Origin of the sequence: Actinocorallia longicatena, from assembly GCF_039534125.1 — a bacterium.
GTDB lineage: Bacteria > Actinomycetota > Actinomycetes > Streptosporangiales > Streptosporangiaceae > Actinocorallia > Actinocorallia longicatena.
In genome coordinates this window covers 81,810-96,823 of sequence record NZ_BAAAUV010000015.1, presented here as the reverse complement: position 1 = coordinate 96,823, position 15,014 = coordinate 81,810, and the positions used below count along the sequence as shown (strand labels likewise).

The following is a 15,014-nucleotide window of genomic DNA, read 5'->3' as shown; positions in this document are numbered from 1 at the left end:
GCCGATCTGGAATCACAACGATGGGATTTCGGCGCGCGCACGGAGGTCGCGGGCGTGTCACGATGCGTCGCGTGCTGCCGTACACCGCGTACCTGAGGGTCTATGAGCCCCTGGAGGCCTTCCCCGAACGGGAGCGCACGTGGTGGCGGGCCTATGCCTCGTCGAAGGCCAGGCCGCGACGGGTGCAGGCGCTTCAGGCGGAGCAGGAGGAGTCCCTGCGGGCCCTCATCGTCAGGGCGGACGAGGGACCGTCCCTGGTACATGAGAGCCAGAACGCCTATCTGCGGCGTTTCCATGGCAAGACCTACATTTGCCCATGGCAGCGCCGCCTGCGCTCCTGGACGGCTTTCAGCGCCGCGCAGGGCCTGTCGGTGGAGGTCACCGGCCGGCAGCACATCAGGGAGAGCACCTGGCACGTCCCGCGGCAGTGGTTCGTGCCCTTTCTCCGCGAGGAGAGATGGATCTCCCTCGAACGTCCGCGCACTCTCACCTATGTGACGACGATGGCCAGGGCCCGCGATCGGCTCGGCCGGGCCCAGGCCGTCAGGGAGAGGACGTCCGCCCTTCCGTTCGGTGACGTCCGGGGTCTCGCGCGGGCGCTGTCGCGCTTCCACCCGGAGTCGCTGGTCGAACTCGACTACGGCGGGCTGGTCCACCTCCTGGACGACGCCGCGCTCGAGGCCGACGACTCGGTCGGCGAGACGGCCGTGGCCCTGGTGGCATGGGAACGTGACGAGATCGAACTGGCCGTCGCGATGCGCCTGAGACTGAAGGAGCGGTGGCGGGCGATCCGTGCGATCGAGACCGCCAACTGACGTCCTGACGGATGAGCAACTGACGCACTAACGGATGAGCTGGGCAAAGCGGAGGTAAAAACCCCTGCTCAGAGCGCTGAGTGACGAACGGTCACGGAGCGCCCCGGACAAACTCCCGCAGAAAGTTCTCGATTCCACACGCCATGGCACCATACGTGTCGCTAGAATCACGCAGCGTAACGCACTCATCACGAACACGCAGATTTGAGCCAGGGACTTGCTTACTGCGCTGAGTGATGGCAAGGTTACACCTTGTGATGTCATAGTGGCTCGTTCCGGGCTATAGAGGACATCGTGAACCCGCGCGAATCCATACATCGCAGGATCGGCTGTCAGACGGTCCACGGAGGAGAGGCCGCACACATGTCAGCACGTACACCAGAGGCAGAGCCCTTGCTGACCCCGGCAGAGGTGGCGACGATGTTCCGCGTCGACCCGAAGACGGTCACGCGATGGGCGAAGGCCGGCAAGCTGACGTCCATCCGGACCCTGGGTGGGCACCGGCGCTACCGCGAGGCCGAAGTCCGCGCGCTGCTGGCGGGAATTCCGCAGCAGCGTTCGGAGTAACGAACCCCCTGTTACAAGGGGGATGCGCGAATCCGTGCTCGGTTGCTCTCACTGATGTGATCCGACGCAGAGCAGCGGAGCACGGGTTCGCGAAAACTTCAGTCCGGCCGTCGGCCGCCTTTCGGGGGCGCCGGCGGCCGGCAGTGTTTTATGGCTCTTTTTCCGCAGTGTCGCTTTTGCTGCGATTACTGCTCTTGTGCCGCCAGATCATTGAAAACGGCCATCACGGCCGGATCGCGTTGGGCCGCGTTGTGCAGCAGCACGATGTTCTGGTCGACGAGCAGCGCTTCCAGCTCGTCGCGCGGCATGTCCTTGTTCTCGAGCCAGTCGAGGGCGGCGGTCTCCACGCCCGCCATCCAGGAGCGCAGCGTGATGCGCAGGACCGGCGAGGGGTCCTCGAGGCCCATCTCCTTGAGGATCCGGTTCAGCAGGATCGCCCGGACGGACTCGACGATCTCGCCCAGCTCGCCGGAGCGGCTGGCGGGACCGCCGCGGAGCATCGCCAGATAGCCCGGCGCGTGGTCCTCGACGAAGTCGAAGTAGCGCTTGAGCGACAGGGCGAGGCGTTGCAGCGGGCTGCCCTCGGTCGGCGGCTTGAGCAACTCGCCGAGCTGGGCGGCGGCGCTGCGCAGGGCCGCGACGTAGAGCTCCTGCTTACCGCCGAAGTAGTGGTAGACCAGCGCCCGCGAGGCGCCGGCCGCGGCGGCGACGTCATCGATGGAGATCTCTTCGGGCGGGCGGCGGCTGAACAGATCGAGCGCGGCCTCGATCAGCTCGTCGCGCCGCTCGTCGACGCTGAGCCTTCTCCTGCCCCGCCGTCCCTGCGCTCCTGCCGCTTCCCGATCTCCCACCAGCGAAGCGTATCCGAGGTCCAGGCCCACTGCGCGAACCCACAGATCACGACTCACAAATATCCATCTCGGTATTCGGTCGTGTCTGATCCCTGGATAACACCCGTCCGTTACTCGGAGTTCGGACCCGTTTGGCGTTAACGGGGGGCATCATGGCATCTTCTTTCTTGTGAGGTAAGTCCCGGATAGGCGGCGGCCCTGCAGTTCCCCCCGACAGGGAGAGCCATGTCAACTGAAGAAAGCCCCCCCGGGCTCCAGGATTCACGCCTGGAGCCACTGGTGCCACGCCAGGCTGCGAGCAAACCGACCATCCGCAATGTCGCGGAGCGGGCGGGAGTCTCGAAGTCACTGGTGTCGCTCGTCATGCGCGGTTCGCCGCATGTGAGTGAAAGACGCCGGCAGGCGGTGCTGAAGGCCGCCCGAGAACTCGGGTACCGGCCCAACGCCGTCGCGCGCAGCCTCGTCGAGGGGCGCACCCGGCTGATCGGCGCGCTCGTCGCCGACCTGCACAACCCGTTCTTCGCCGAGTTCCTCGACGGCCTGCAGGAGTCCCTGCACGGTGAGGGGCTCCGCATGCTGGTCGGTTCCGGCCGCTGGGATCCGCTGTTCGAGGCGGAGGCCGTCGAGGCCTTCCTCGAGATGCGGGTCGACGGCCTGGTCCTGCTCAGCGTGGTCCCCGACTCGCTGAAGGAGGCGGCGGCGAGCGTGCCCGTGGTCGTCGTCGGCGAGCGGGACGTGGAGGGCGTCGACATCGTGGTGGACGACGACGAGCTCGGTGCGAGTCTCGCCGTGGACCATCTGGTGGCGCACGGACATCGGCGGATCGCCCACATCGAGGGCGCCCCGTCGGCGACCGCGCGCTACCGGAGGGCCGGCTACGAAGCGGCCATGGGGAGGCACGGCCTCGCCGACCAGGTCATGATCGAGGTGGGTGACTTCACCGAGGACGGCGGCTACCGCGCGGCGCGTGCGCTGCTGACGCGGGTGGACCGTCCCACGGCGATCTTCGCCCCCAACGACCTGGTCGCGACCGGCGCCCTCTCCGCCGCCGACGAGCTGGGCCTCCGGGTCCCGCAGGACGTCTCGATCATCGGCTACGACAACACGCATCTCGCGGCGATCCGGCACATCTCGTTGACCAGCGTGGACCAGCCGCGCCGGGACATGGGACGGGTCGCGGCCGAGCTGCTGTGTTCACGGATCGAGGATCCGGGCCGCGAGGTCAGGCAGGAGCTTGTTGTGCCGCACCTTGTGGTCCGCTCCACTACCGGCCCGCTCTCGGGGTGACCCTGGGAGATCTTTCACGTTAACGGCAATGCTTTGCCCCAGAGGGCCTTGAAGCCCTCGCGTCGCCGGACGGCTCGGCCTTTGATGTTCCTCGTGTTCATGAGGCCGTCCGGCGGCAGGGGGAATCCGCCGGACGGCCGCTCTAACGGGGAACCATTGGCTCCCAAAGGGGGTAGTTCCGTTGCGTGATCCCGAACTCGTGTCCTGCGCCCAGCGCGCGGCGAACGAACTCGAGCGCGCGTGGTCGCAGTGGCGGCACATGCGCGGGCTGACCGAGACCGGTCCCGGCCAGGTCACCGAGTCCGTCGCCAGCTATGTCGCCCACTCCATCGACCATCCGTGGGGACGTCCCCGGGTGGTCCTGGGGCTCGACGCCGACGAGGCCCGTGCGCTCGCCGCGCTGCTGTGCCGCGAGGACGCCGCTCTGCTGCGATAGCCGGTCAGGAATGGGGGAAGGGCCGCGACGGTTGCGTCGCGGCCCTTCTTCCTTTGCTACAGGGATCGCTACTTGTTGCTGGTCAGAAAGGTCGTGAGACCGTCGGACAGGGCCAGGGCGATGCGCTGGCGGAACTTGGCGCTCGACAGCCGGGCCGCGTCGCCGGCGTTGCGCATGTTGCCCGTCTCGACGAAGATCTTCGGCACCGTCGAGAGGTTGAGGCCGCCGAGGTCGTCGCGGACCGTGGTGCCCGTGCCGCCGCCCAGGTAGTTGGCGAACGGGGTGCCGGTCTCCTTGCGGAAGGTCTCGCGGACGATCGTGCCGAGCTTGCGCGACGGGACGACGATGGCGTCGTTGTGGCCCTTCACCAGCTTGGGCTCGATGACGTGGAAGCCGTGGCCCGCCGGGTCCTCGTGGCCGTCGGCGTGGATGGAGATCACGGCGTTCGCGCGGGCCCTGTTGCCGATGGCGGCGCGCTCGTCGACGCACGGTCCGGCGCTCTTGTCGTCGGCGCGGGTCAGGACGACCTTCGCGCCGCGGGCCTTGAGGATCTTGCGCATGCGGACGGCGACGTCCCAGGTGAACTCGTGCTCCTCGTAGCCCGCGTTGGTCGCGGTGCCGGAGGTGTCGCAGGCCTTGTAGCCGTTGCCCATGAAGACCTGGCCGCCGCGGACCTTGGCGTTGTGGCCGGGATCCAGCACGACGACCTTGCCCTTGAGGGCGGCTCCGCCCTTGTTCTTGGCCGTGGTGCCGCTGCCGCCCTTGCCGCCGGGTTTCACGGAGGTGTTGGCGGAGACCCCGGTGGGCTTCTCCGCCACCGAGGGAGTACCGCCCGAGCAGGCACTGATCGTCACGGATACGGCCGCGGCCGACCCGAGGGCGAGCGCCAGTGTCTTCCGTGCGGTCAAGATCTACTCCCGTGATCAGTCCGTTATGAACCGAATCAGTCTACGGCGAACTGGAGCGATCTTGACCAGGTTCCGAAGTCACGTCGCATCGCTCTGAAAGCGCGGAGGGCCGGGCCGCGCCGGCCCGGCCCTCCCCGTGCCCCGGCCCGCCGCGTCGCATGGCCGGGAGTCCTCGACGTTCGCCCGTTCGCCCGGGTGACCGCCGGAGCGGCCCGTAGGGTCCTGGCATGGTAGCCAGAATCGATCTGACGCTCGACTGTGCGGACGCCCGCATCCTCGGCGCCTTCTGGAGAACGGCGCTGGGCTATGTCGACGAGCCTCCGCCCGCCCCCTTCGCCACCCGCGCGGAATGGCTCGCCCACCACGACCCGGACGCCTCCCCCGCCGACGGTGCCTGGCTCTGCGACCCCTCCGGTGCGGGCCCCCGCCTCTCCCTTCTCCGGGTCCCCGAGCCCAAGACGGCCAAGAACCGGCTCCACCTCGACATCCGCGTCCCCTCCGGCGGAACCCCCGCAGAACGCTGGGCCCGGACCAGAGCCGAGGCCGCACGCCTGGTCACGGCGGGCGCCACCGTTCTCGCCGAGTACTCCGGCCACCACATCGTCATGGCCGACCCCGAGGGAAACGAGTTCTGCGTCGCTCCCTCCCCCGGATGAGGCGGGATCCCGGGCGTCAGAGGGCGCGGGCCAGGCGGGTGAGGATCTCGGCGGCCGGTTCCGGGCGGGTGTGACGGTGGCCGGTGCCCGCCCAGAGATGGAGGAGACCGGTCTCGGCGGCAGCGGCCGCGGCCTTGCGGAGCGGGCTGGTGAGATGGTGGATCGCCGGGTACCCGGCGGGGGCCAGCGGCTCGTAACGGTCGATGAAGCGGTTGCGGAGGCCCCGGGCGGGACGTCCGGTGAAGGCGCGGGTGATCACGGTGGTGTCGTGCTCGGAGTTCGCGATCGCCTGGCGGTAGGGGGCGGAGGCCCCGCTCTCGTCGGCGCGGAGCAGGACCGTCCCGACCATGGCGGCCTGCGCCCCCGCGTGCAGCACCTCGGCGATCTGGGCCGAGGTGGCGAGCCCCCCGGCGGCGATGACCGGCAGATCGGCCGCGTGCCGGATCCGGGCGACAAGCTCGGGCAGCGGGACGTCCGCGACGGCGCGTTCCGGGGTGAGGGTGCCCGAATGCCCGCCCGCGGCCGAGGCCTGGACGATCAGCCCGTCCACCCCCAGCTCCGCCGCGGCACGCGCCTCGTCCGCGTTCGTGACGGTCTGCAGCACCGAGGTCCCGGCGGCCCGCAGCTCCTTCACCAGCCCCGCGGCGGGCAGCCCGAACGTGAACGACACCAGCGGCACCGGGTCCGACAGCAGCAGCTCGACCTTCTCCGCCCAGAAATCGTCGTCCTCGACGGGCGCCTCCGGAAGGACGGCCCCGAGTCTTCCGGCGTCCCCGCGCAGCGCCTCCGCGTAGCGCCGGTAGGCGTCCTGGTCGACCGGGACCGGATTCGGCGCGAACACGTTGACCCCGAACACCACGCCCTGGGCCCGCACCTCCCGGATCTGCCCGGCGATCCCCTCCGCGCTCCGGTATCCCGCGGCCAGGAACCCCAGTCCGCCGGCCCGCCCCGCCGCGACGACCATCGCGGGCGTGCTCGTCCCGCCGGCCATCGGCGCCGCCAGGACCGGCAGCGACATCCCCCACCGAGCCATCAGAGAACCCATGACCAGCCCCTCCTCATCGCGTCGATCCCCCATCATCCACGGTCCGCCCACCGCCCGATCTCGATACGGCCGTGTCGGAAAAACCGCGCGCCGGGCAGGGGTCGGAAGCGCTTGTGGAGCGTGAAGGCGTACTCGTGGCGGCGGTGGACGTGGACCGGGAGCAGGCTCGCGTCCTGCGCGGTGCCGCCGTAGGAGTGGTCAGTGCGCCTAGGACAGGTCAGGCGAAGGTGGCCTTGCCCGTGCCCGGGATGATCTCGCCGAGGATCCAGGCGGGGAGGCCGCGGGTGGCGGCGATCTCGAGGATGGGGTCGGCGGCTTCGGGGGGGACGATGGCGGCCATGCCTACGCCCAGGTTGAAGGTCTTGTCGAGGTCGGCCTGGGCGACCTGGCCGTAGCGCTGGAGGAGCTGGAAGATCGGGGGGACGGTCCAGGAGGCGCGGTTGAGGACCGCGTCGACCGTGGAGGGGAGCGAGCGGGCCAGGTTCGCGGCCAGGCCGCCGCCGGTGATGTGGGAGAAGGCGTGGACGGTCGAGGTGTTCTTCAGGGCCAGGCAGTCCAGGGCGTAGATGCGGGTCGGGGTGAGGAGTTCCTCGCCGACCGTGCGGCCCAGCTCGGCGATCGTGTCGTCGAGGGTGAGGGTCGACTCCCGCAGGATGTGGCGGACCAGGGAGTAGCCGTTGCTGTGGATGCCGGAGCTGGCCAGCGCGATCACCACGTCGCCGGGGCGGACGCGGTCGGGGCCGAGGAGCTCGTCCGCCTCGACGACGCCCGTCGCGGCTCCCGCCACGTCGAACTCGTCGGGCTCCAGCAGGCCGGGGTGCTCGGCCGTCTCGCCGCCGACCAGGGCGGTGCCCGCCAGGACGCAGGCGTCGGCGATGCCGCCGACGATGTCGGCGATGCGCTCGGGGACGACCTTGCCGCAGGCGATGTAGTCGGTCATGAACAGGGGCTCGGCGCCGCAGACCGCGAGGTCGTCGACGACCATGCCGACGAGGTCGTGGCCGATCGTGTCGTAGATCCCGAGACGGCGGGCCAGATCGACCTTGGTGCCGACGCCGTCGGTCGAGGTCGCGAGGAGCGGACGGCGGTACTTCAGGAGGGCGGAGACGTCGAAGAGGCCGGCGAAGCCGCTGGCGTCGTCCACGCATTCGGGACGGCGGCTGCGGACCACACGGGACTTCATCAGCTCGACGGCGAGCTCACCGGCGGCGATGTCGACGCCGGCCGCTTCGTACGTGCTCAAGATCTAGACACCTTCCAGAACGTGCTTGCCGCGAGCGGACTCTTCGACGGGGATCGGGTAGACGCCGTCGAAGCAGGCCCGGCAGAGCCGGTCCTTCTGCTGCTCGGTGGCCTGGACCAGGCCGTCGAGGGAGACGTAGCCGAGCGAGTCGGCCCCCAGCGACTGGCGGACCTCCTCGACCGACAGGTTCCCGGCGATCAGCTCGGCGCGGGTGGCGAAGTCGATGCCGTAGAAGCACGGCCACTGGACCGGCGGGCTGGAGATCCGGATGTGGACCTCGGTCGCCCCCGCCTCGCGCAGCATCTTGACGATGGCGCGCTGGGTGTTGCCGCGCACGATCGAGTCGTCGACGACGACCAGGCGCTTGCCCTCGACGGCCTCGCGCAGCGGGTTCAGCTTCAGCCGGATTCCGAGCTGCCGGATCGTCTGCGACGGCTGGATGAAGGTCCGCCCGACGTAGGAGTTCTTCACGAACCCCTGCCCGTAGGGGATTCCGGACTCCTCGGCGTAGCCGATCGCCGCGGGCGTGCCCGACTCCGGCGTGGGGATCACCATGTCGGCCTCGACGGGGTGCTCCCTGGCCAGCAGCCGCCCGACCTCGACGCGCGTCGCCTGGACCGAGCGTCCGGCGATGGTCGTGTCGGGACGCGCCACGTACACGTACTCGAAGACGCAGCCCTTGGGGCGGGCGTCGGCGAACCGCTCGGAGCGGATGCCGTCGGCGTCGATCGCGATGATCTCGCCGGGTTCGATCTCCCGGACGAACTGGGCGCCGACGATGTCGAGCCCGGCCGTCTCCGAGGCCACGGCCCAACCGCGCTCCAGGCGTCCGAGCACCAGGGGCCGGATGCCCTCGGGGTCACGGGCGGCGTACAGGGTCCGCTCGTCCATGAAGACCAGCGAGAACGCTCCGCGCGTCACGGGAAGGATCTCGTGCGCGGCGGCGAGGGGACCGCCGGGCCGGGTGGCCAGCAGGGCGGTGAGGACCTCGGTGTCGGTCGTGGCCAGGAGCTGCCCGGCCTCCAGCTTGGCGGCGAGTTCGGGCGTGTTGATCAGGTTGCCGTTGTGGGCGAGGGCCAGGGAGCCGTCGTCGGTGGAACGGAAGGTCGGCTGGGCGTTCTCCCAGGTCGGCGAGCCGGTGGTGGAGTACCGGCAGTGGCCGATGGCGATGTGTCCGCGCAGGGTGCTGAGCACGGACTCGTCGAAGACCTGGGCGACGAGGCCCATGTCCTTGAAGACCACGATCCGCGCTCCATCGGACACCGCGATTCCGGCCGATTCCTGGCCGCGGTGCTGGAGTGCGTAGAGACCGTAATAGGCGAGTTTGGATACTTCGGCGGTCGCGGCGGCGTCTGGGGGGACCCAGACACCGAAGACGCCACAGGCGTCCTGCGGGCCTTTGTCGGAGGGATCGAGCTCGTGGCTCAGGCGTCCATCGGCGTAGGGCGGCACGGTGTCCAGTTTAGGGGCTGCGAACAGATGGTTTTTAAGCGACCCTTGCCGTGGGAACGCGCGTGACCTGTGGGGCAGGGGGAACCCTTGGGACATGACACTGCCCGGCTACCGCACGAGGATCGAGGCCCCGCCCGAACCGCGCGGGCTCGGCATGACCGCCCTCACGCTGGGTGTCATCGGGCTTCTGACCTTCTGGATGTGCGGCCTGGGGATGCTGGTGGCCGCGGTCGGGATCGCCGTCGGGGTGATGGCCGTCATCAAGGGGCAGGGCAGAATCTTTGCATTTGCCGGAATTGCCCTTTCGGTCCTGGCCCTCGCGATCGCGGCGGGCGCGCTCGTGTGGTTCGGACGCCAGGCCGTCGACTGCCGCGGCTACGCCCAGGAGATCGACAGGTCCACCTGCATGGAGGCCAAGTTCCCGCTGCTCAAGGCGCATCCTGCCGGCTGAGCTCGGTGATCGACTCGCTCGTCAGGGCGGTCGCGTAGACCCGGAGATCGGCGACCTGTCCCACGAAGCCCAGCCCCGTCGGATCACAGCCCAGATAGATCGGACCGGCCGGGGTGACCACCGGATGATCTAGCCGGACGGCCATATCGAGCTTGCCGTCGAGATAGAGATAAATCTCGTCCGGATCGACGACCATCGCGACATGGGTCCAGGCGCCCGCCCGCATCAGGGTCTGGGTGTCGGCGTACTCCGCCCCGCCCTTGACGGTGAAGAGCTGGAACCGCAGCCGCTGCTCGTCGGGGTAGATCCACGAGCCCATGCCGCGGGCGTCGTGCGGGCCGACCGGCTTGTAGAAGACACCGCGCCACTGGCCCGTCGGCTCCTCGGCCAGGCGCAGGAAGAACGCGACGCTGAAGCCGAAGAGCTGGCTCAGGGCGAGCTGCGGTGCGGCGGGGATCACCGCCCGGTCGGAGCCGTGGAAGCTGAGGGCGCGCCCCACCCGCCCCGGGACGACCCCCACGCCCGAGTCGAGGGCCGCCCGCAGTCCCGTCCCCGTGACGTCCAGAGCCTGCCGTTGCCGGCCCGACTGCTGGATCGTGTCGTCCTCGAACGTCCAGTGTGCGGCGAGCATGCCGTCACGTTCCTCCCGGTACGTCCAGGGCGCAAGGCCCAGTTACCGGGTGCCGCGAACAGCGGATCAGACGAGGGGGAGATAGGCGCTGAGATCGGCGCGGGTGCCGGTCGCGCGGACCCGGCCGTCCCTGACGGTCTCGGGCCAGGAGAGCGCGCCGGTGGCCAGCCCGAGGAGGGTCCTGGCATCGGTCTCGACGACGTTCGGCGGTGTGCCGCGGGTGTGCGTGGTGCCCTCGACGCACTGGATCGCGGCGTGCGGCGGAATCCGGACTTCCACCGCTTTTCCGGGAGCCCGATCGCCCAAGAGTGACAGAACGTGCTTGACCGCCGCTTTCTCTAGTGAACGGCCGGGAGGCTCATCAGCCTCGTAGGCCGCCAGGGTCGCCGCCAGCGCCTCCCCGCCCGTCCTCGCGTCGGATTTCATGCCAGAGACGTTACATGCGGGGTCGGCTACAGGCAGAATGTCCCGGTTACTTGCGATCTTTCGAGGTGAACGGTTTGTCTGACGTTGTGCCGCTGCAGCCAGGGGACCCCGGCCGGCTCGGCGACCACACCCTGGTCGGCCGTCTCGGCGAGGGACGCCGCGGCGTCGTCTTCCAGGGCGTGGCCCTGCCGGGCGGCCTGACGCCCTCCGACGACGGGTCCGCGCAGAGCCTGGGCCGCGACGCGCCCGGCTACAAGCCGTCCGGCGTGGCCGTCAAGCTTCTGCACACGCGGCTGAGCGGGGACGGCGCCGCCCGGGCCGAGTTCCGCCGGACGCTCCAGGACGTCCAGCGGGCCGAGGGGTCGCGGTTCGCCCGCTTCCTCGGCGCCGACGTGGCCGGTGACTGGCCCTACGTGGTGACCGAGCTCGTCACCGGGCCGTCCCTCCAGGAGATGATCACGGCCACGGGCCGCGGCGACCAGGTGACGGTCGAGCGGCTCGCGGTCGGCCTCGCCCTCGGCCTCGCCGCCCTGCACCGCGCCGGGATCACCCACGGCGAGCTGCGCCCGTCGAACGTCCTGCTCGCGCCGGACGGCCCGAAGCTGATCGACGTGGCCGTGGCCCAGGCCCTGGCCGCCGCGGGCGTCCCCGTCGACGCGGGCCTGCCCACCTACCTCGCGCCCGAGCAGCTCACGGGCGGCATCGCCACTTCCGCCGCCGACATCTGGTCGTGGGCGGCGATCATCGCGACGGTCTCCTCGGGCCGTCCTCCGTTCGGCGACGACACCGCTGCCGCGATCAGCGATCGCATCCAGCGCTCGGGCCCGGACCTGGACCGCGTCCCCGACTCCCTCCGCGAGCTCGTGATCATGTCGCTGGGCCGCGACCCGTCCCGCCGGCCCACCGCCGAAGCGCTGCTGGGCACCCTCCTGCGCAACGGCCTCCCGCTCCCCGCCGACCAGCTCACCGAGGCCCACACCCTGCTGGGCACCGAGCCGCGCAGCACCTCCGGCTCCTTCGCCCCCCTCATCGGCGACCCGCTCGCCACCAGCCTCGACGCCCCTCCGGTCCTGAGCACGGCCCCGAGCCCCGACCCGTTCGGCGCCCTCACCGGAGCCGATCCCTTCGGCGGCGCCCCCGCGGCGCACGAGCCGTTCGGCGCGCCGCCCCTGGCCAACCCGGACCACTCCGCCCCCGCCGCCCCCGAGCCCTTCGGCGCCCCGCCCCTCCCGGCCCCGTTCGCCGCCCCTCCCGTGAGCCCCGAACCGTTCGTGAGCCCGGAGCCGTTCGTGAGCCCCGAGCCGTTCGTGAGCCCCGAGCCGTTCGCGGCGCCGCCGGGTCCGGACGCGGACCTGTTCGCCGCGCCGCTTCCGGCCGAGGCCCACCGGGCGCCGTCCGAGGTGGCGGCGGACGCGTTCGCCGACCCCTACCGCCCTCCGACGGAGACCGCGGGCGACGGCCCGAGCGCCTCTTCGGGCGGGATCGACCCGTTCTCGGGGCCCTACCTGCCGCCCGCGCCGTCGCCCGCGCCCGGATTCGAGAACCGGACGGCCGTCTGGGAGCGCCCCCCGGAGGAGCCGCGCCCGGCCGCCCCCGCGGGACGGACGGCGGGCTTCCAGGACGCCCTCCGCTCGAAGCTGCGCGACAAGCGAGTGATCAAGGGTCTCGCGGCCCTGACCGTGGGAGTGCTGGGCGGGATCCTCGTGATCACGATGCTCGGCGGCCTCGGCGGCGGCGAGAAGCCGGAGGCGAAGACCCCTTCGGCCGCGCCCGCCGCGGACGTCTTCAGCGGCACCTGGAGCGGGACCGCCGTCAACCAGGACGGCGCGAAGTTCCGGGTCGAGGTCACCTTCGCCGACGCCGGAAAGGCCACAGCCAAGATCAGTGCGGGCCCCTGCACCGCCGAGCTCACCAAGACGGGCGGCGCGGGCAAGTCCGTCGAGATGGCCCTCAAGATCACCTCGGGCCGCTGCACCCCCGGCAAGGTGACGGTCACCGACAAGGGCGGCAGCCTGACCTACGCGTGGGTCAACGGAACACGGCACTACGAGGCGACCCTCAGCCGTTAGAGCCAACATAAACGTCAATTACGGTTAAATCGTTACATATCCTCGGGTGGCCCCCTTCGCCGTCCCCCGAGGAGCCCGTCTTGCCCCGCCGTCCCCTCCTGGCCGCCCTGACCGCCGCCGCCGTGACGGCGGCCTTGGTCGTCCCGGTCCAGGTGGTCCTCGCGCCGATCGCCTACGCGGAGGGTGGAGGGATCGAGGGGCAGTACATCGTGACGATGAGGACCGACGCGGCCTCACGCGCCAAGGCCCGCGCCTACGCGGCCCTCCAGGACCTCGACGGCGCCTTCGCCGCCCGGCTCTCCCCGAGCCAGGTGAGCAGGCTCAGGCGCGACCCGTCGGTCACGGCGATCGAGCAGGACCAGATCGCGAAGATCACCGTGTCGCAGAGCAGGCCGCCGTGGGGCCTCGACCGGATCGACCAGCGCAAGGGCGGGCGCTCCCACGGCTACACCTACCGGAACACCGGCGCCAGGGCCAACGTCTACGTGATCGACACCGGGATCGACCTCGCCCATCCCGACCTGCGCGGCCGCGCCGACCTCGTCTACGACTCCGTCAGAGACGGCCGCAAGGGCGACCCCAACGGCCACGGCACCCATGTCGCGGGCATCGTCGGCGGCACCAGGTACGGCGTCGCCAAGGGCGTGAAGCTGCACGCCGTCCGGGTCCTCGACAAGAAGGGCGGCGGCGCCTACTCCAAGGTCATCGCCGCTCTCACCTGGGTGCGCAAGCACCACAAGGCCAACGCGGTGGTCAACCTGTCGCTCGGCGGCCCGAAGTCCAAGGCACTCAACAGGGCGGTGACACGCCTGTCGAACTCCGGGGTCTTCGTCGTGGTCGCGGCGGGCAACGACCACCGCGACGCCTGCAAGACCTCCCCGGCCGGCGCCTCCGCGGTCGAGACGGTCGGCGCGAGCACGTCCTCCGACAGGGTCGCGGGCTTCTCCAACCACGGTCGCTGCGTCGATCTCTACGCCCCCGGCAAGAACATCACGTCCGACCTTCCCCACGCGTCGGTCGGCGTCTACAGCGGTACCTCGATGGCCTCGCCGTTCGTGGCGGGCGTGGCGGCCCTCTACAAGTCGACCCATGGGCCGACGACTTCCGGCAAACTGTCCCAGTGGCTCCACAAGCAGGCGACCACGAAGAAGCTGAAGAAGCTTCCCCGCGGATCTCACAATCGTCTGCTCTATTCCGGGCGTCTGTGACCGAGGCGTGACCATTGGGGCTAGATTGTCCCCCGGGTTCGGATGAAAGGAGCATGATGAAGCGCAGGGTGCCGCTGGCCATCGCGGCCGCCGCCAGTGCCGTGCTCCTGGCCGCGCCGTCGTCGAGCGCCGTCGTCAGCAAGCCGACCGACAAGGCCAAGCTGGCCGCGCTCACCAAGGAGCTCGCGGCCCTCGACAAGGAGCTCGGCGGCGACCTCGCCGACCTCGAGGACCTCAAGGACTCCGCCCAGAAGGCCGTCCAGCGCAAGGACGACCTGAAGGAGGAGCTCGGCAAGTCCCAGAGCGTCGTCAGCAGGCTGGCCGCCGGCCGGTACATGAACCAGGGGCTCGACCCGTCGATGTCGGTCCTGCAGACCGGCGACCCGGCCGTGGCGCTGCAGAACGCGGGCCTCGCCCAGTGGATGCAGAACAACGAGTCCGCCCGGGTCGGGCAGATCCAGGCCGTCGTGAACCTCCAGGTCAAGGCCGCCAAGGACGCCACCTACAAGCTCAACAAGCTCCAGCGCGCCGTCAACGACATGAAGTCCCGCAAGGCCGAGATCAAGAAGCTGATCGAGAAGTTCCAGCCGTCCCCGATCATCGGCAACTCCAGCCTGACGCCGCGGCTGGTCTCCATGCGCGACGCCCTGATCGCCGCCAAGGGCCCGTTCCTGATGATCGGCTGCCTGCGTCCCGGCGACCCCCAGGACCACGGCAGCGGCCGCGCCTGCGACTTCATGGAGTCGACCGGCGGACGGATGCCGACCGCCGACCACATCGCGCACGGCAACGACGTCCTCAAGTGGGCGCTCGCGAACGCGAGCAAGTACGGGATCAAGTACGTCATCTGGCGCCAGCGGTACTACGACGCCCAGAGCGGCAGCAACAAGGTGATGAGCGACCGCGGCAGCATCACCCAGAACCACTACGACCACGTGCACATCTCGGTGTTCTAGTTCTCACCGGACC

At 70.3% G+C, this 15,014-nt stretch carries 16 protein-coding genes; 9 read left to right on the top strand and 7 right to left on the bottom strand.

What is annotated here, in order from left to right; translation table 11 throughout:
* The first annotated feature begins 71 nt into the window (after positions 1-71).
* Together ABD785_RS26740 and bldC are read left to right on the top strand one after the other, a co-directional pair.
* The gene (locus ABD785_RS26740; protein WP_425547821.1) at positions 72-815 is read left to right on the top strand and encodes a DUF8083 family protein; all 744 of its coding nucleotides are present in this window, start codon (positions 72-74) and stop codon (positions 813-815) included.
* 363 nt (positions 816-1,178) lie between these two features.
* The gene (gene bldC, locus ABD785_RS26735; RefSeq protein WP_012850682.1) at positions 1,179-1,382 is read left to right on the top strand and encodes a developmental transcriptional regulator BldC; all 204 of its coding nucleotides are present in this window, start codon (positions 1,179-1,181) and stop codon (positions 1,380-1,382) included.
* Between the two features lie 185 nt (positions 1,383-1,567).
* Here the strand turns inward: bldC and ABD785_RS26730 are convergent, their stop codons facing one another.
* The gene (locus ABD785_RS26730; protein ID WP_344833484.1) at positions 1,568-2,233 is read right to left on the bottom strand and encodes a TetR/AcrR family transcriptional regulator; all 666 of its coding nucleotides are present in this window, start codon (positions 2,231-2,233) and stop codon (positions 1,568-1,570) included.
* A 279-nt stretch (positions 2,234-2,512) separates the two neighbouring features.
* On the opposite strand from ABD785_RS26730, the gene ABD785_RS26725 reads away from it, so the two are divergent.
* Together ABD785_RS26725 and ABD785_RS26720 are read left to right on the top strand one after the other, a co-directional pair.
* The gene (locus ABD785_RS26725; protein WP_344833481.1) at positions 2,513-3,520 is read left to right on the top strand and encodes a LacI family DNA-binding transcriptional regulator; all 1,008 of its coding nucleotides are present in this window, start codon (positions 2,513-2,515) and stop codon (positions 3,518-3,520) included.
* Between the two features lie 181 nt (positions 3,521-3,701).
* Entirely contained in the window at positions 3,702-3,956 is a 255-nt protein-coding gene (locus tag ABD785_RS26720) for a hypothetical protein (protein WP_344833478.1), read from the top strand.
* A 68-nt stretch (positions 3,957-4,024) separates the two neighbouring features.
* Here ABD785_RS26720 and ABD785_RS26715 read toward each other — a convergent pair whose 3' ends face one another.
* Positions 4,025-4,864: an N-acetylmuramoyl-L-alanine amidase gene (locus ABD785_RS26715; protein ID WP_344833476.1), complete on the bottom strand. Its 840-nt coding sequence runs from the start codon at positions 4,862-4,864 to the stop codon at positions 4,025-4,027.
* Between the two features lie 227 nt (positions 4,865-5,091).
* On the opposite strand from ABD785_RS26715, the gene ABD785_RS26710 reads away from it, so the two are divergent.
* The gene (locus tag ABD785_RS26710) at positions 5,092-5,520 is read left to right on the top strand and encodes a VOC family protein (protein WP_344833473.1); all 429 of its coding nucleotides are present in this window, start codon (positions 5,092-5,094) and stop codon (positions 5,518-5,520) included.
* A 16-nt stretch (positions 5,521-5,536) separates the two neighbouring features.
* Here ABD785_RS26710 and ABD785_RS26705 read toward each other — a convergent pair whose 3' ends face one another.
* The 3 genes from ABD785_RS26705 to purF form a co-directional block, all read right to left on the bottom strand.
* Positions 5,537-6,565, bottom strand: coding sequence for an NAD(P)H-dependent flavin oxidoreductase (locus ABD785_RS26705; RefSeq protein WP_344833470.1), 1,029 nt, complete (start codon positions 6,563-6,565; stop codon positions 5,537-5,539).
* Positions 6,566-6,782: 217 nt separating this feature from the next.
* Entirely contained in the window at positions 6,783-7,811 is a 1,029-nt protein-coding gene (gene purM / locus ABD785_RS26700) for a phosphoribosylformylglycinamidine cyclo-ligase (protein WP_344833695.1), read from the bottom strand.
* Complete coding sequence (purF, locus tag ABD785_RS26695) at positions 7,812-9,260, bottom strand: amidophosphoribosyltransferase (protein ID WP_344833467.1); 1,449 nt, start codon at positions 9,258-9,260, stop codon at positions 7,812-7,814.
* A 94-nt stretch (positions 9,261-9,354) separates the two neighbouring features.
* Here purF and ABD785_RS26690 point away from each other — a divergent pair, with 94 nt between their 5' ends.
* Positions 9,355-9,711 (top strand): hypothetical protein, encoded by a 357-nt coding sequence (locus ABD785_RS26690; protein WP_344833464.1) that lies wholly within the window; start codon positions 9,355-9,357, stop codon positions 9,709-9,711.
* Here ABD785_RS26690 and ABD785_RS26685 read toward each other — a convergent pair.
* Positions 9,689-10,342 carry a LamG domain-containing protein gene (locus ABD785_RS26685; RefSeq protein WP_344833462.1) on the bottom strand — a complete coding sequence of 218 codons (654 nt, stop codon included), beginning with the start codon at positions 10,340-10,342 and terminating at the stop codon, positions 9,689-9,691. The genes ABD785_RS26690 and ABD785_RS26685 overlap by 23 nt on opposite strands.
* Before the next feature lie 66 nt (positions 10,343-10,408).
* Entirely contained in the window at positions 10,409-10,768 is a 360-nt protein-coding gene (locus ABD785_RS26680) for a sterol carrier family protein (protein ID WP_344833459.1), read from the bottom strand.
* A gap of 74 nt (positions 10,769-10,842) precedes the next feature.
* Between ABD785_RS26680 and ABD785_RS26675 the strand changes: the two genes are divergently transcribed.
* The 3 genes from ABD785_RS26675 (at position 10,843) to ABD785_RS26665 (ending at position 15,001) form a co-directional block, all read left to right on the top strand.
* Positions 10,843-12,837 (top strand): serine/threonine protein kinase, encoded by a 1,995-nt coding sequence (locus ABD785_RS26675; protein ID WP_344833455.1) that lies wholly within the window; start codon positions 10,843-10,845, stop codon positions 12,835-12,837.
* 80 nt (positions 12,838-12,917) lie between these two features.
* The gene (locus ABD785_RS26670; protein ID WP_344833452.1) at positions 12,918-14,045 is read left to right on the top strand and encodes a S8 family peptidase; all 1,128 of its coding nucleotides are present in this window, start codon (positions 12,918-12,920) and stop codon (positions 14,043-14,045) included.
* A gap of 53 nt (positions 14,046-14,098) precedes the next feature.
* Positions 14,099-15,001 carry a coiled-coil domain-containing protein gene (locus ABD785_RS26665; RefSeq protein WP_344833449.1) on the top strand — a complete coding sequence of 301 codons (903 nt, stop codon included), beginning with the start codon at positions 14,099-14,101 and terminating at the stop codon, positions 14,999-15,001.
* Positions 15,002-15,014 lie beyond the last annotated feature (13 nt).

Coding starts and splice junctions, on each gene's coding strand:
- ABD785_RS26680 (WP_344833459.1), bottom strand. CDS start 10,768: ATGAAATCCGACGCGAGGACGGGCGGGGAGGCGCTGGCGGCGACCCTG.
- ABD785_RS26690 (WP_344833464.1), top strand. CDS start 9,355: ATGACACTGCCCGGCTACCGCACGAGGATCGAGGCCCCGCCCGAACCG.
- ABD785_RS26710 (WP_344833473.1), top strand. CDS start 5,092: ATGGTAGCCAGAATCGATCTGACGCTCGACTGTGCGGACGCCCGCATC.
- ABD785_RS26665 (WP_344833449.1), top strand. CDS start 14,099: ATGATGAAGCGCAGGGTGCCGCTGGCCATCGCGGCCGCCGCCAGTGCC.
- ABD785_RS26705 (WP_344833470.1), bottom strand. CDS start 6,565: ATGGGTTCTCTGATGGCTCGGTGGGGGATGTCGCTGCCGGTCCTGGCG.
- ABD785_RS26685 (WP_344833462.1), bottom strand. CDS start 10,342: ATGCTCGCCGCACACTGGACGTTCGAGGACGACACGATCCAGCAGTCG.
- bldC (WP_012850682.1), top strand. CDS start 1,179: ATGTCAGCACGTACACCAGAGGCAGAGCCCTTGCTGACCCCGGCAGAG.